This window comes from Nocardia sp. JW2, assembly GCF_051843015.1.
GTDB classification, from domain to species: Bacteria; Actinomycetota; Actinomycetes; order Mycobacteriales; family Mycobacteriaceae; genus Nocardia; species Nocardia coubleae.
Genome location: NZ_JBPXLK010000003.1, coordinates 16952 through 31031 on the forward strand (window position 1 = coordinate 16952; position 14080 = coordinate 31031).

Annotated in this window: 13 protein-coding genes; 8 read left to right on the forward strand and 5 right to left on the reverse strand. The window is 67.9% G+C overall.

The genetic code is table 11. The features are described from left to right. The first annotated feature begins 108 nt into the window (after positions 1-108). The 3 genes from ACSVDM_RS05335 (at position 109) to ACSVDM_RS05345 (ending at position 3437) form a co-directional block, all read left to right on the forward strand. Positions 109-1062 carry an NAD(P)H-dependent flavin oxidoreductase gene (locus ACSVDM_RS05335; RefSeq protein ID WP_439263270.1) on the forward strand — a complete coding sequence of 318 codons (954 nt, stop codon included), beginning with the start codon at positions 109-111 and terminating at the stop codon, positions 1060-1062. Between the two features lie 37 nt (positions 1063-1099). Continuing rightward, positions 1100-1654, forward strand: a complete 555-nt coding sequence (locus ACSVDM_RS05340; protein ID WP_439263272.1) for a TetR/AcrR family transcriptional regulator — start codon at positions 1100-1102, stop codon at positions 1652-1654. Positions 1655-1727: 73 nt separating this feature from the next. Next, a complete protein-coding gene (locus tag ACSVDM_RS05345) occupies positions 1728-3437 on the forward strand; it encodes an alpha/beta fold hydrolase (RefSeq protein ID WP_439263274.1) in 1710 nt (569 codons plus the stop codon). Here the strand turns inward: ACSVDM_RS05345 and ACSVDM_RS05350 are convergent. Next, positions 3434-5086 carry a CocE/NonD family hydrolase gene (locus ACSVDM_RS05350; protein ID WP_439263276.1) on the reverse strand — a complete coding sequence of 551 codons (1653 nt, stop codon included), beginning with the start codon at positions 5084-5086 and terminating at the stop codon, positions 3434-3436. The two genes, ACSVDM_RS05345 and ACSVDM_RS05350, sit on opposite strands and share 4 nt — an antisense overlap. A gap of 188 nt (positions 5087-5274) precedes the next feature. Further along, positions 5275-6711 carry a type I glutamate--ammonia ligase gene (gene glnA, locus ACSVDM_RS05355; protein WP_067642193.1) on the reverse strand — a complete coding sequence of 479 codons (1437 nt, stop codon included), beginning with the start codon at positions 6709-6711 and terminating at the stop codon, positions 5275-5277. 253 nt (positions 6712-6964) lie between these two features. On the opposite strand from glnA, the gene ACSVDM_RS05360 reads away from it, so the two are divergent. Further along, the gene (locus tag ACSVDM_RS05360) at positions 6965-7417 is read left to right on the forward strand and encodes an RDD family protein (RefSeq protein WP_067487354.1); all 453 of its coding nucleotides are present in this window, start codon (positions 6965-6967) and stop codon (positions 7415-7417) included. 39 nt (positions 7418-7456) lie between these two features. Then, a complete protein-coding gene (locus tag ACSVDM_RS05365; RefSeq protein ID WP_067487351.1) occupies positions 7457-7840 on the forward strand; it encodes a YrdB family protein in 384 nt (127 codons plus the stop codon). Positions 7841-7891: 51 nt separating this feature from the next. Here the strand turns inward: ACSVDM_RS05365 and ACSVDM_RS05370 are convergent, their stop codons facing one another. Continuing rightward, positions 7892-8638, reverse strand: a complete 747-nt coding sequence (locus ACSVDM_RS05370; RefSeq protein WP_067487348.1) for a DUF4191 domain-containing protein — start codon at positions 8636-8638, stop codon at positions 7892-7894. Between the two features lie 100 nt (positions 8639-8738). Between ACSVDM_RS05370 and ACSVDM_RS05375 the strand changes: the two genes are divergently transcribed. Genes ACSVDM_RS05375 through ACSVDM_RS05385 form a run of 3 tightly spaced genes read left to right on the forward strand, consistent with a single transcriptional unit; the run spans position 8739 to position 11512 of the window. Continuing rightward, on the forward strand, positions 8739-10196 hold the full coding sequence (locus tag ACSVDM_RS05375) for a M20/M25/M40 family metallo-hydrolase (protein WP_439263279.1): 1458 nt from the start codon (positions 8739-8741) through the stop codon (positions 10194-10196). Further along, complete coding sequence (locus tag ACSVDM_RS05380; protein ID WP_439263281.1) at positions 10193-11026, forward strand: alpha/beta hydrolase; 834 nt, start codon at positions 10193-10195, stop codon at positions 11024-11026. Before ACSVDM_RS05375 ends, ACSVDM_RS05380 begins: the two co-directional genes overlap by 4 nt. A 24-nt stretch (positions 11027-11050) precedes the next feature. Further along, the gene (locus ACSVDM_RS05385) at positions 11051-11512 is read left to right on the forward strand and encodes a 6,7-dimethyl-8-ribityllumazine synthase (RefSeq protein ID WP_439263283.1); all 462 of its coding nucleotides are present in this window, start codon (positions 11051-11053) and stop codon (positions 11510-11512) included. Here ACSVDM_RS05385 and ACSVDM_RS05390 read toward each other — a convergent pair whose 3' ends face one another. Together ACSVDM_RS05390 and ACSVDM_RS05395 are read right to left on the reverse strand one after the other, a co-directional pair. Continuing rightward, complete coding sequence (locus ACSVDM_RS05390) at positions 11513-12964, reverse strand: metallopeptidase (protein ID WP_439263285.1); 1452 nt, start codon at positions 12962-12964, stop codon at positions 11513-11515. A 73-nt stretch (positions 12965-13037) separates the two neighbouring features. After that, positions 13038-13988, reverse strand: a complete 951-nt coding sequence (locus ACSVDM_RS05395) for an endonuclease/exonuclease/phosphatase family protein (RefSeq protein WP_439263286.1) — start codon at positions 13986-13988, stop codon at positions 13038-13040. Between the last annotated feature and the right edge of the window lie 92 nt (positions 13989-14080).

Here is a 14080-nt window from a genome sequence, read left to right on the forward strand (position 1 = left end):
CAGTGCCGTCGAACATACGCGCCATGACCGACAGGTCGCGTTCATTCGGGCTGTCATGATGGGAACTGCCGCGCCCGGCGCCCGTCCGGGACGAGAGGAGCCGCGCCGATGACCCCCGATCCGGTCCTGTCCACCGCATGGTCGCGCTCGCTCGGTCTGCGGGTCCCGATCGTGAACGCACCGATGGGCGGCGCGGCGGGTGGACGGCTCGCGGCAGCCGTGTGCGAGACGGGTGGACTCGGCATGATCGGGATGGGCAGTGCCGGTTCGGCGCAGGCACTGCGCCGCGAACTGAGCGAGGCAGGCGGTGCCCCGGTGGGCATCGGGCTGGTCGACTGGGTACGCACACGCGAAGCCGACCTGCTCGACACCGCCCTCGCCGCTCGGCCACGTGCACTGTCGATCAGCTTCGGAACGGACTTCTCCTGGGTGCCCGAGGTCCAAGCGGCAGGCATTCTCGCGATCACGCAGGTCTACGACGTCCCCGGCGCACATCGGGCACAGGAGGCGGGCGTCGACGTGATCGTCGCGCGCGGCAGCGAAGGCGGCGGGCACGGCGCCGACCGGCTGGCGCTCATGCCGCTGCTCGACGCGGTGCTCGACATCGCGAGCGTGCCGGTGCTCGCCGCGGGCGGTATCGGTTCCGGACGGACACTGGCCGCGGTACTGGCCGCCGGGGCGTCGGGCGCGTGGCTCGGTACCTGTCTAGCCGCCGCCGAGGAGTCGCTGCTGGGCGAGAACGCGCGGCGGGCCATGCTCGCCGCCGACTCCACCAGCACCGTGGTGACCACCGAATTCGACGAGGCACTCGACCTGCCGTGGCCGCCGATCTATCCGGCGCGGGTGCTGCGCAACGAATTCACCGATCCGTGGACCAGGGCCGAGGGTGACGAGAACCCGCCCGGTGTCGATGACCTGCGCGCGGCCATTGCCGCCGACGATCCACGGATCGCGCCGGTCGACGCGGGTCAGAGCGTCGGGCTGGTCACGCATGTGGAACCGGTCGCCGAAACCATCGCGCGCCTCTGCGCTGAAGCCGCCGAGTTGCTCACGGCAGGCTGACCTTGCGAAAATATGTTGACCGGTCTAGTTTTGTCTCGTGGGTGCAAAAGGAGCCGAAACCCGGTGCAAGCTGATCAGGACCACCCGGTCGCTGATCGAATCGCGCGGCTACTTCGGCACCGGACTCAAGCAGATCGTCGAGGACAGTGGAGCGCCACGCGGGTCGCTGTATTTTCACTTCCCCGGCGGTAAGGACGAACTGATCTCGGCGGCACTCACCGACAGCGGCACCGAGATGGCGCAGTTGATCCGCACTATCGAGGCTGCCGACGCGCGGGAATTCGCCCACACCATGCTCCGGCTGCTCGGGGATCAACTCGAGGCCTCCGACTGGACCATCGGCTGCCCGGTGGCGGCAGTGGCATTGGATACCGCGTCGACCAATGATGCTGTGCAACAGACTTGTTCGGCCACCTACCGCCTCTGGGAAGACGCCATCCGGGAGCGACTGACCGCGTTCGGCCACCCCGAGCCCGAACGCCTCGCCACGGCGGCGCTCGCCCTGATCGAGGGCGGATTGGTGCTGGCCAGAGCACACCGCGATCGTCGCCCTCTCGATCAGCTGGCCGACACCATCGACCTCCTCGTCTGACCCCGCAGCGCCCGCAGCGGGGCTCTTCTATCCCCACAAAATATGCCAATCGGTCTACTGAAAGTAGGACACCATGGTTCATACCGATTCGATCGTTTTCGGGGCGGCCGGATTCATCGGCCGCTCACTGGTCGCGGAATTGCTGCACACGGGGCACACCGTCACGGCAGCCTTGCGCGCCGGCAGTGAGCAGCGCCTGTCCACGTGGCTGGTCGAGCAGGGCGTGGACACCGACGGTCTGACGATCACCACGACCGATATCGCCGAACCTGATTTGGCATTGGGTGACTCGATCGAAGGGGTACGCGATGTGTACAACGCGGCCGCGTTGATGAAGTTCGGACTCGATGCCGACGTGGCGCGTCGGGTCAATCTCGACGGCGCCCTGCACGTACTGGAATGGGCGGCGCGGCAACCTGATCTACGCAGAATCGTGCACATCACCGGATATCGCGCCGAGGCCGGGCACACCGACTACCGTTCCGGCGCCTACGAGGCTTCGAAGGTCGAGGCCGACGCGCTGCTACGAAAAGTGGCTGCCGACAAGAACATTCCTTTGACTTTCGCCAACCCGTCCAGCGCGGTCGGTCCAGGTCAGTTCTTCGGGCTCGCCGACCTGATCGACTTGCTATGGCGCGGAAAGTTGCCCGTGCTGCCGGGGTCGGCCGACACGTTCATCCCGGTCGTCGACCTGGACTACCTGACCCGTTTCATCATCGGGCTGCCCACCCTGCCTGACACAGAGGGACGTTCCTACCCCGTCCTCGACGCCACGACCCCGAATCTTCCCGAGCTGATCCGCCTCGTCGCCGATCACTTGCATGTCCGCGCGCCGCGCTTCACCGTCCCTGCCGAAATCTTGCGGCGGCTGCCACGGGCACTCACCCAGACCGATCCCGAGACGCTGTCGTTCATCAGCAGCGACCGATACGACACCTCGGCCAGCGACGAAGTCGCCGCACGGCTGGGTATCACGCAGCCACCGGTCGGCGATCTCCTGCGGTCCTATACCGACCGGATCGTCGCGACTCGTAACGGTGCCGTGGAGACGACGCGGGCAGCCGGTTTCCGCACGGGAACATGGCTGAGTGGCGATCATGCCGACCCAGATTATGTGCTGCTGCACGGCATTCCGCTCGACAGCGATTCATGGGCTGATCTCGCCGATGCGCTGGACGGTTCGGTCCTCGCCGCGGACATGCCCGGACTCGGCCGCTCGGCCGCGTCGGACATGTCGACAGCCGAGTGGATCGATGACCTGCTCGCACCGGTACGCAGCACGCCCGTGCTCGTCGGACACTCCCTCGGCACCGGCGCCGCCGTCGAATACGCGCTGCGCCATCCGGATCGGGTTTCGCGACTGGTGCTGATCGCACCGTGGTTCCTCCAGTCACAGCTGCCGTGGGTTACCGCTTCACCGCTGGCTGCCGCTGTCGCGAAGCGGCTTCCGGCCGCGAAACTGGCCGCGCGCCTGGGTATTCCGAATGGCGCGGCCATCGAATCGGCGGTCGCGGGCTTGCGGCGCACCGGGGTGGCTCAGCGTACGTTCGCGATCATGCGGTCGGTACGCAAGGACCGATACCGTGCCGACCTGGCCGCGAAACTCGCCGAGGTCCGGGTTCCGGTCGACATCGTCGTCGGTGCCGACGACCCGCTGACGCAGCCGACCGCCCACCGGGTCACCACCATCGCCGGTGCCGGACACTACCCGCAGCTGACCCATCCCGACCAGGTCATCCGCGTGCTCGAGGGCTCGGAAAAGGCTGTCTCCCAGCAGGTTTAAGCAGGCAGTTCGACCCGCAGGGCCGGATCGTTCAACAGCGCCTGCCCGAGTTCCACGGTTTCGGCACCGCGCCACCGCGCATGCCAGGTCGGCACACCACCGGACAGGTTCAGCTCGCGGACGGCGGTGAGCAACGGCAGTTCCACCCGGGCCGCCTCGACGGTGACCCGCGCATTGGTCGGGGTATGCGACCACACGTCGTCGACCACATCGGTGATGCGCACACCCAACCGATGCCCGACAGCCAACCGCGCGTCCTGCCACAACAGCCGGACCTGGGTTTCGGTGCGAACCGGGGCGATCCCCCGGCTCATCACCGTGGCGCGGCCGTCGGGGGCGATGTCGTACAGCTCGAGCGCGACCGTCGCCTCGGGCGGGCCGGACAGCGTCAGGGACGCGGTGGGGCGGCCCGCCAGGTGCACCGGCTGGGTGACCGGATCCGAGATGGACCAGATCTCCCGGTCGGCGCCGGGCAGCAGACCACGATCGACATAGGTTCCGGTGCGCAACTGGACCGTCGTGCGGCGCGTGTCGACCGGCGGCCACACGTCTTCGCTGCGCCACCCACCGTCGAACTGGCCGACGGTGACCGGCGGGCCGGGCACCTCGACGTCGGCGCCGGCCACGTGCCGGTCCAGGAATGCGTACAGTTCGGCGGCGAAATGTGGTGTGCCGCACTTCTCCCGGCAATCGGAGTGGCCCCACTGTCCGAACCAGGCGCGATGCTCGCCCGGGCCCCGCGCTTCCCAGGCCTCGATGACCCGGTCGGCGCGGGTATTGGCGTCGAGGAAACCCTGGCCGAGGAACAGCGGGGTGGTGTTGCCACGCAGGTCCTCGACCATGTCGCGCTCCCGCCAGCCGGGGTCGGAGCCGTTGTGGTTCATGGTGAGCCCGAGGTAGCTGTCCGCGCAGGCCTGGGTCATCTGGACGGCGTTGGCTTTGTACTCGTCGCTGTCGGCCCAGTGTCCGGGGGTCGACGCGATGGCCAGATGCTCACCGCCTGCCATGTCGGCGGGGCGCACACCGTCCTCGGTCAGCGGTTTGCCGCCGAACTTCCACGAGGTGCCCTGCATGTACAGGTACGAATACGGGTCGACGACCGGCGCGAACGCCGCGACCGCCGCGAGCCCCTTCGGCTTCTCGGCCAGCGCCATCATCCCGGTCCAGCCCTCATACGAGGTGCCGACCATGCCGACCCGGCCGGTCGACCACGGCCTGCTCGCCGCCCACTCGACCGCCGCGACCACATCCGAGCGCTCCCCCGGCCCGCCGTAATCCGGACAGCCGTTGGACCCGCCGAAGCCGCGCAAGTCCACGATCACATAGGTGTACCCCGCGCGCAGCGCCCACTCGACCGGCAGATTCTCCGTCGACGGGCCACCACCCGGGCGCGGCACGCTCAGGTACGCCAGGTGCGCACGGTACGGACTCGCCGTCAGCAGAACAGGGGTGCGGGCGTCGGCCGCCAACCCAGCGGGCCGCAACACATCCGCATGCAACCGAGTGCCATCGGCAGCGGTGAAATACTCCTGGGTCCAGCTGAACTCGACCTCGATCGGTGGCTCATCCGCCGACACCGGCGCCGCCGCGACACCGAACACCAACGCCACGCCGACCACGGCCCGAGCCACCACAACACCCCATCGCACCCGAGCACTATGACCGCTACCGCCCACCCCGTCCAGCCCCGACATCCGGGGGCGCACAATCGACCGGGCTCACCGGCGGCTGACCACCACAGACGAAAGTCCCCTCCGACGGTGCCGGAGGGGACTTTCGAACTGCGTACCAGCTGCGGACCGAACGGGCCGATCAGGCCCGTTCGCACAGGTCAGGCTTACACGTCGTAGTAGAGCTCGAACTCGTACGGGTGCGGACGCAGGTTCACCGGCGCGATTTCGTTGTCGCGCTTGAGCTGGATCCAGGTCTCGATCAGGTCCTCGGTGAAGACGTTGCCTTCGGTGAGGTAGTCGTGATCCTGCTCGAGGCGGTCGATGACCGTCGCGAGGCTGGTGGGGGCCTGCGGGATGTTCTTGGCCTCCTCGGGCGGCAGCTCGTAGAGGTCCTTGTCGACCGGAGCCAGCGGCTCGATCTTGTTCTTGATGCCGTCCAGGCCGGCCATCATCATGGCGGCGAAGGCCAGGTACGGGTTACCCGAGGAGTCGGGCGCGCGGAACTCGATGCGCTTGGCCTTCGGGTTGTTGCCCGTCACCGGGATACGCACGGCAGCCGAGCGGTTGCGCTGCGAGTACACCAGGTTGATGGGGGCCTCGTAGCCCGGCACCAGACGGTGGTAGGAGTTGACGGTCGGGTTGGTGAACGCCAGCAGCGACGGGGCGTGGTGCAGGATGCCGCCGATGTAGTGACGCGCCAGATCCGACAGGCCGCCGTAGCCGGCCTCGTCGTGGAACAGCGGCTTGCCGTCCTTCCACAGCGACTGGTGCACGTGCATGCCCGAGCCGTTGTCACCGAAGAGGGGTTTCGGCATGAAGGTGACAGACTTGCCTTCCTGCCACGCGGTGTTCTTCACGATGTACTTGAACAGCTGCAGGTCGTCCGCAGCGCCCAGCAGGGTGCCGAACTTGTAGTTGATCTCGGCCTGACCGGCGGTGCCGACCTCGTGGTGGCCGCGCTCGAGCTCGAAGCCCGCGTTCTGCAGGTTGGTCGAGATCTTGTCGCGCAGGTCGACGTAGTGGTCGTACGGGGCGACGGGGAAGTAACCGCCCTTGTTGCGGACCTTGTAGCCGAGGTTGCGGCTGCCGTCCGGGTTGAACTCGTTGCCGGTGTTCCACGAGCCCGAGATCGACTCGATCTCGTAGAACGAGCCGTTCATGCCCGAGCCGTAGCGGATGCCGTCGAAGATGTAGAACTCGGCCTCGGCACCGAAGTACGCGGTGTCGGCGATACCGGTCGAACGCAGGTACTCCTCCGCCTTGCGCGCGATGTTGCGCGGGTCGCGGGAGTATGCCTCACGAGTGAACGGGTCGTGCACGAAGAAGTTCAGGTTGAGCGTCTTCGCGGCACGGAACGGGTCGATCCGGGCGGTGCTGAAGTCGGGGAGCAGGAGCATGTCCGACTCGTCGATCGACTGGAAGCCACGCACCGAGGAACCGTCGAACGCGAGACCCTCTTCGGCCAGGTCGGCGGTGAACGCCTTGGCCGGGATCGAGAAGTGCTGCTGGACGCCGGGAAGGTCCGAGAAACGGATATCGACGTACTCGATGTCCTGTTCCTTGATGTACTGGATGACCTCTTCGGCCGTGCTGAACGTCACTTGTTCTCCTTACGGATCGGTTCCCAGCCCGTCACGATGCGTGGGTTCGTCGCGACCTGACGTTATGGACGCGGTGTTTCCCTACAGTCAAGGCTGTGTTTCGCCAGTGTTACGCGCATGCCGGGCGACGGTGATGTCTGCCATCCGGGCGCGACCTGCAGGCCCAATCCTGCCATCTTCACCCGCGCGCGCTCACGTGACCTCCGTCAATGCGGTCGGTAGCCGCCCCTGACCCGGCTCTATCCTGGAACTCATGGCGCGCATCACCGGCACTTGGCTCTCGGGCAATCCCACCGAAGGCGACGACGAGACAGCGGGTTACCCCGGCGAGCTCTACGGGTTGCCTCGCGAGGGCGCGGGCTCGCTGGCCCCGACGTGGCGGCGGGTGGTGGCGCTGTTCGTCGACTGGTTCATCGCGGTGGGCATCGCGGCCGTCATCACCGGCAGTTTCGCGTCGTCGTCGGTGCCGCTGCTGGTGTGGTTCGTGATCGGTGTGCTCGCGGTGACGCTGTTCGGGTTCACTCCCGGCCAGTACTTCCTGCGGATGCGGGTGGCGCGGATCGACGCGCCGGTGCCGGTCGGGTTCGTGCGCGCGCTGGCCCGGCAGGTGCTGGTGTTCTTCGTGGTGCCCGCCCTGTTCACCGATGCCGACGGCCGCGGCATGCACGACCAGGCCACCGGCACCGCCCTGGTCAACGCCCGCTGATCGAGCGCGCGGCGTGCGGCGCGGCCATACGATCAGGCCGTGTCACTGAATCCGGCCCTGTTGGCCGTACGTTTTCTGCTCGAACTGATCGCCATCACCTCGTTCGGGGTGTTCGGCTGGCGTGCCTTCGATTCTCCGTGGCGATATCTGCTCGTCGTGGTGCTGCCGGTCGCGGCGGCTGTGCTGTGGGGCACGCTCGCGGTCCCCGACGACCCGAGCCGCAGCGGTGACGCGCCGGTGCCGGTCCCTGGTCCGGTGCGGCTCGGGGTCGAGCTCGCTGTGCTGTTCGGCGGGGCCGCGGCCCTGTGGGCAGCGGCGTTGCCCCGGCTGGCGCTGATCTCGGCGGCTGTCCTCGTCGGCTATCACCTGCTGGCCTACGACCGTGTGCTGTGGCTGCTGACCGGACGCACGTCCCAGGCCTGAAAAGCGGCGAGCCCATCACCTTGCACGGTGACGGGCTCGCGACGGGGTGGGTCAGCGGCGACGGATGGCGCGCTGCATGCCCTTCATCTTCGCGCCGGGGGGCATCGGGCCCTTCGGCATCGCGGGACCGCCGCTGCGGGAGCTGAGGGCCGAGAGCCTGCCCTCGATCTGGTCGATCCGCTTGACGTCGATGTTGCGCGGCAGCTTGGTGAGGAATTTCTGCAGGTCCTTGAGCGGGGTCTGGCCTTCCTCGTTGCCGACGATCACCTCGTAGATGGGGGTGTCACCGATGAGGCGCCCGGTGCGCTTCTTCTCCTGCGCGATGAGCGACTTGACCCGCTGCGGCGAACCCTCGGCGACGAAGATGACGCCCGGCAGACCGATCACGCGGTGCACCGCGTCGAGCTGGGTAGTCGCGGCCACGCCGTTGGCGACCCGCCACTTGCCCTGCAGGTTCTCCAGCACCCACGCCGCCGCGCCCGCCTGGCCCTCGGCCTTGCGGTAGACGTTCTTCTGCACGCGCCGCCCGAAGATGATGAAGGCGAACAGCACACCGAGCAGCAGACCGAGCGGCAGCAGGAACCACTGCATGTCGAAGATCAGGCCGATGACGAAGAACACCACCGTCGTGGCCACGAGTGCGCCGATCATCAGCGGCAGCAGCGCCTTGTCTTCCTTGCGCTGCATGTTGAACGCCTGCCACAACTGCTGACGACGTTCGCGTGATGCCTGCTTACGGGCCGCTTTAGCCGCGGCCTTGGCTTCCTTCGACGGCTTGCCGCCCTTGCCTCCTGCCATGGTGTTCAGCTTAGATGCACCGTCGCGCGCCGGTCGGACCGCATGACACTCGCGACGATTCGCCGCACTTTCCGTTGCGTGTCCGGCGAGAATGGCGCAGGTGCGCCCGATCACCGACAACAGTTCTCACTCCCCCGTCACCGACGGTGCCGACGACGAGGTGGCCGAACGGCTGGCCGCGGCCCTGCGCTGCGCGACTGTCTCGGCCGACGATCCCGCCCGCAGCGCCGACGCCGAGTTCGCCCGCCTGGCCGAGCACCTCGAGGCCGCGTTCCCGCTGACCCACGCCGAGCTCGAGCTCACCGTGTTCGGCCGCAGCAGGCTCTACCGCTGGCCGGGCGTCGAGGAGGGTGTGTCGGCGATTCTGCTGGCCCATCAGGACGTGGTCCCGGCCGACGACCCGCAACGCTGGACCCATCCGCCGTTCGCCGGTGTGGTCGACGACGAGTTCATCTGGGGCCGGGGCGCGATCGACGACAAGAGCCGGGTACTCGCCGTTCTCGAGGCCGTCGAGTGGGCATTGCGGAACGGAATCCGGCCGACCCGCACGGTTTATCTGGCCTTCGGTCACGACGAGGAGGTGTTCGGCGACGGCGGCGCGGTGCGTATGGCCGGGCACCTGCGCGACCTCGGCGTACGGGCCGATCTGCTGCTCGACGAGGGCGGTGTCATCACCGACGGGGTCGCCGACGGCGTCGACCGGCCGGTCGCCAGCATCATGCTCGGCGAGAAGGGCTACGCGACGGTGCGGCTTTCGGTGACCGCGACCGGCGGGCACTCCTCGATGCCCGGGCGCCAGACCGCGGTCGGCAGGCTGGCTCGCGCGGTGGCCCGGGTGCAGGACCGGCCGATGCCGTTGCGGCTGACGCCGGTGATCGCCGACATGCTCGCCCGGATGCGCGTGGCCCTGCCCGGACCGCGCCGCAAGCTGCTCGGGCTCACCGATTCCGAGGTGCTGTCGCGGCTCGCGGCACCGCTGCTCACCCGGATCATGGCGCTGGCTCCCAGCACGGAAGCGCTCGTGCGCACGACGACGGCACCCACGGTGATCGCGGGTGGGGTGAAGGCCAATGTGCTGCCGCAGAGCGCGGAGGCGCTGGTCAATTTCCGTATCCTGCCCGGTGATTCGGTCGCGGCCGTCCTCGCGCACTGCCGCCGGGTGATCGGCGACGACGGCGTGACGGTCGAACTCGTCGGCCCCACCTCCGAACCATCACGGGTCGACGGCCCCGGGCCCGCGTACGAACTGATCGCCGAGCTCGCCACGGGCCTGGTGCCCGGCATCGTCACCACCACCGGTCTGGTGCCGGGTGCCACCGATTCGCGCCACTACGACGATCTGGTCGAAACGCGCTGTAATTTCGCGCCGATTGTGCTCGACGCCAAAGACCTGGAGCGGATACACGGAACCGACGAACGGATCTCGCGGCTCAACTACGCTCGGCTGATCGAATTCAACCGGCGCCTGATCCAGCGGCTCGCCGCACCGAGCGACCGGCCAGAGCAGGCCGCGTCCACCGACCGGACAGCGCCCGAGCCGACAGGAACGCAGCAATGACCACCGAGACCGGTGAATTCGCGGGCAACGGCGGGCGGATCGCCTGGCGCGCATGGCAACCCGACTCTCCACGTGCCGTTGTGACACTGGTCCACGGCGTGGCCGAACATTCCGGCCGCTACGAATACGTCGGTGCCGCGCTGGCCGAAGCCGGGTTCGCGGTGTACGCGCTCGACCACGTCGGGCACGGGCACTCGGCGGGTCACCGGGCCAATATCGGTTCGATGGATGCCGCCGCCGACAATGTGGCGGCCCTGCTCGACATCGCCAGTGCCGCCAACCCCGGCCTGCCGCGTTTCCTGCTCGGGCATTCGATGGGCAGTCTCGTCGTCCTGCATCTGGCCACCCGCGCGCCCGTCGACGTGACGGGTGTCGTGGTGTCCGCACCGCCGCTCGACATCCCGCTCGGCAATCCGGTGCAGCGTGCGGCGGCGCCGCTGCTCACCCGGTTCGCCCCGAATCTCGGTGTGCTGAAACTGGATTCGTCGGAGATCAGCCGCGATCCCGAGGTGGTCCGCGCCTACGACAACGATCCGCTGGTGTTCCGAGGGAAGCTGCCCGCGCGCACAGCGGTGGAGATCCTGCGCCACACCGAACTGGTGAAGCAGCGCCTCGGTTCGCTCACCGCACCGCTGCTCGTGCTGCACGGCACCGGCGACGCGATCGCCGCGCCGTCGAGCGCCGACGTGCTGGAACGCGACGCGGGCTCGGCCGACAAGACCGTGCGCCGCTATGCGGGCTACTACCACGAGGTCTTCAACGAACCGGAGCGCGACGAGGTGATCGGCGACGTCGTCGACTGGCTCACGACCCATATTACCGATAAGTAACTTATCGCCTAGTAGACTCCGACCATGGGAAACACCACTTCCGGCGCCGTCGCCTTCATCCGCGCCAGCTGGCACAGTTCCATCGTCAACAAAGCACACGAGGGCTTCCTCGCCGAGTACGCCGACCTGGGCTTCGACCAGGCGGTGGTCGAGGTGTTCGACGTGCCGGGCGCCTTCGAGATCCCGCTGCACGCCAAGCGCCTGGCCGCCACCGGCCGCTACGAGGCGATCGTCGCCGCCGCCCTGGTCGTCGACGGCGGCATCTACCGCCACGACTTCGTCGCCTCGGCGGTGATCGACGGGCTGATGCGCGTGCAGCTCGACACCGATGTGCCGGTGTTCTCGGTGGTGCTCACCCCGCACCACTTCCACGAGCACAGCGAGCACGTGGACTACTACACCAACCACTTCGTGACGAAGGGAGCCGAGGCTGCCCGCGCGGTGGCGAACACCCTCAGCTCCCTTCGAACGCTGCCGGTTTCCTGATTACTCGAACTGAGTCCAGCAGACCTGCTCGCCCTGCAGGACGCCGGTGCGGAAGGCCTCGAGGCGCTGGTATCCGCTCGGCACCACCTTGCCGTCGACATCGCTGGCGGCCAGGCCGTCGGCGAGCAGGCCGGAGACCGCTTCGTCGAGGTCGCCCGCCGACAGGCGCGGATCACTGCCCGGCTCACTGAGTTTCGTGGTGAGCGCACCCGACAGGCAGGCCGTGCGAAGGCCCGCGGTGGCCGCGCCGGTCAGCGAGACCTGCCGATCCTGTTGCAGCGCAAGGGCATAGCGGGAGACGAAGACCACGGCGGCGTTGTAGTCGCCGGTGACGACCGCCGACAGCGGTTCCTCCTCACCGCTCGCGCCTTCTCCGGCCCGCTCGGCCATGGCGGGCACGTCGGTGCCGATGGTGTTGGACGACGGGCAGTACGAGACCGGTTCGGTCGTGGTCGTTTTCGCGCAGTTGCGGGTGACGCCGCTGTAGTCGAACTTCGGCACGTTCTGCACCGGCATCGACTTGCCGAGCTGAGTGGCGAGCGTGCTGAGCGTTTCCTGGTCCACCGGCAGCTGCTTGTCGCGCTCGTCCTCCTCGAAGGTGACCGGCAGCCCTTCGCGGCGCTTGGCGATCTCGTCCTTGTCGATGGCCTTGCACGCCTTGGCGCCGTCGGTGTAACCCATCTGCACCGCGGTGACCCGCTCGAACGCCGAGCCGTGGATGGCGTCGGGGTCGTTGGGGTCGCGGTCGCGCACGGCGACGGTCGCGCCGAGGACGCCGTTGAGGCCGTCGGTGGTGTTGAGGGTGAAGTGCTTCGAATTGCCTTCGGCCACATGGCGGAGGAACACACCGGCCAGGCAGTCGGCCTGCTGTTCCTTCACCAGGCCGTCCATCAGGAAGCCGCGCAGCAGGTCGGCCTGCGCCTGGATGGCGTGCCCGTACTCGTGGGCCAGCACCATCACCACCGACATCTCTTTGTACTTGTCGACCAGCAGCGGCAACAGCACCTCACGGTCCCAGCCGATGGTGTGGTTGAGCGGGCAGTACGCGGCATTGACCAGCTTGTAGGTGCTGCCGAAGCAGAACTCCACCGACTCGGCCTCCGAGGCCCGCGCCGACCAGGAGATGTACTTCGAGGCGGGCTTGAAGTCGCCGCGGAAAGTCTTGGAATACTCCCCCTGCCAGTACTCTTCGATATCGGCGATCGCGTTCATCGCGAGCTTGTCGATGGCACCGTTGTCGGTGTTCTCGGCCTTCTTGTCGGTGTCGGGCACACCCGGGCGCGGGCCGCTCGGCCCCTCGCTCGAGGTCGCGCCCGCCACCTCCCACGGGTTGTCCTGCGTAGGTACCGCCTGGTCGCCGGTGACGGTGTTCGCCGTCGAGCAACCGCTGACCAGCACCCCCACACTCATCAGTGCCGCGGCCACGGCCACGCCGAACCGATGTCTTCTCATACGCTGTCCTCCCCGGAAATGACGCGGACACGAAGCCTCCGCTGTCGAGCGCTCACATGGTAATCCAGAAGTGTCAGCGGTCCATTCGGAGCGTGGCGAGCACAGCGCGATGGTCGGTCCCCGGAAGGGTCAGTGTGCGAACGTCTTCGGCCACGCCACCGGCGACGAGCACGTAGTCGATACCGAGCAACGGCCCCCAGCGGCGGTCGGCGGGATAGGTGAGCAGGATGCCGTCGCCGGTCTGGTCGGCGGCCGAGGCGAACGGGCCGTCGAGCAGTGCCCGGTAGGCCGAATGATTCTGGGTCGCGTTGAAATCCGCGCCGACGATCGCGGGCGCGCTGGTGGCGGCGAGGATCTCGTCGACCCGGCGCATCTCGTTCGACCACGCCACGAAGTCCAGGTTCGGCGGCATCGGATGGAAGGCGAACACCGAGATCGGGCCGCGCTGCGGGTGTTCCATGGTCGCGCCGAGGTTGCTCATCACGAATCCGTCGAACTTCTCGGTGTCGCGCAAGGGATAGCGGCTGTAGATCCCGGTGCCTCCCCCGCCCGCGTGCGCCGCTTCGAGGTAGACGTGCGGAAGCTGCTCCTCCAAGCCGGCCGCGCGCAGCGCCGTGATCGCGTCGAAGGTCAGTTCCTCGACGGTGAGTACGTCGACATCGTTGTCGCGCACCGTCGAGACCACCGCCTTCGGGTCGGCCTTGCCGAAGAGGATGTTCGACTGCAGCACAACCACTTCCGGCCCGTCGGCGGCACGCGCCTCGGGAACATACGACGGCACGACCAGCGCACCTGCCCCCACCAGCACCGCGGCCCCCACGGCGGCACTGCGCCACCCGCGCGCGAGCAGCAGCAACACCACCCCCACCACGGCACCGAGCATCAACCACATCGCCCCCGAAGCCAGCAAGACCAACGTTCTCTGCTGCCAGTTCCCGACGTGCAACACGATCCCGGCCACCGCCGCGATCACTGCGCCCCACCCCAGGACGAGCAGCGCTCGATCCATCCATTCGCGCATCATGCGAGCAGCCTAAGCGGGCACGCATCAGGCCTGGATGTGGTGCCTCTGAGGATTCTCTGAGGGGCCTACACTGGCCGCCGAGAAGGAGGTGG

Excerpts from the sequence above, each read along its gene's own strand:
- ACSVDM_RS05395 (WP_439263286.1), bottom strand. The coding sequence starts at position 13,988 with ATGATGCGCGAATGGATGGATCGAGCGCTGCTCGTCCTGGGGTGGGGC.
- ACSVDM_RS05390 (WP_439263285.1), bottom strand. The coding sequence starts at position 12,964 with ATGAGAAGACATCGGTTCGGCGTGGCCGTGGCCGCGGCACTGATGAGT.
- ACSVDM_RS05335 (WP_439263270.1), top strand. The coding sequence starts at position 109 with ATGACCCCCGATCCGGTCCTGTCCACCGCATGGTCGCGCTCGCTCGGT.
- ACSVDM_RS05370 (WP_067487348.1), bottom strand. The coding sequence starts at position 8,638 with ATGGCAGGAGGCAAGGGCGGCAAGCCGTCGAAGGAAGCCAAGGCCGCG.
- ACSVDM_RS05345 (WP_439263274.1), top strand. The coding sequence starts at position 1,728 with ATGGTTCATACCGATTCGATCGTTTTCGGGGCGGCCGGATTCATCGGC.
- ACSVDM_RS05380 (WP_439263281.1), top strand. The coding sequence starts at position 10,193 with ATGACCACCGAGACCGGTGAATTCGCGGGCAACGGCGGGCGGATCGCC.
- ACSVDM_RS05360 (WP_067487354.1), top strand. The coding sequence starts at position 6,965 with ATGGCGCGCATCACCGGCACTTGGCTCTCGGGCAATCCCACCGAAGGC.
- ACSVDM_RS05385 (WP_439263283.1), top strand. The coding sequence starts at position 11,051 with ATGGGAAACACCACTTCCGGCGCCGTCGCCTTCATCCGCGCCAGCTGG.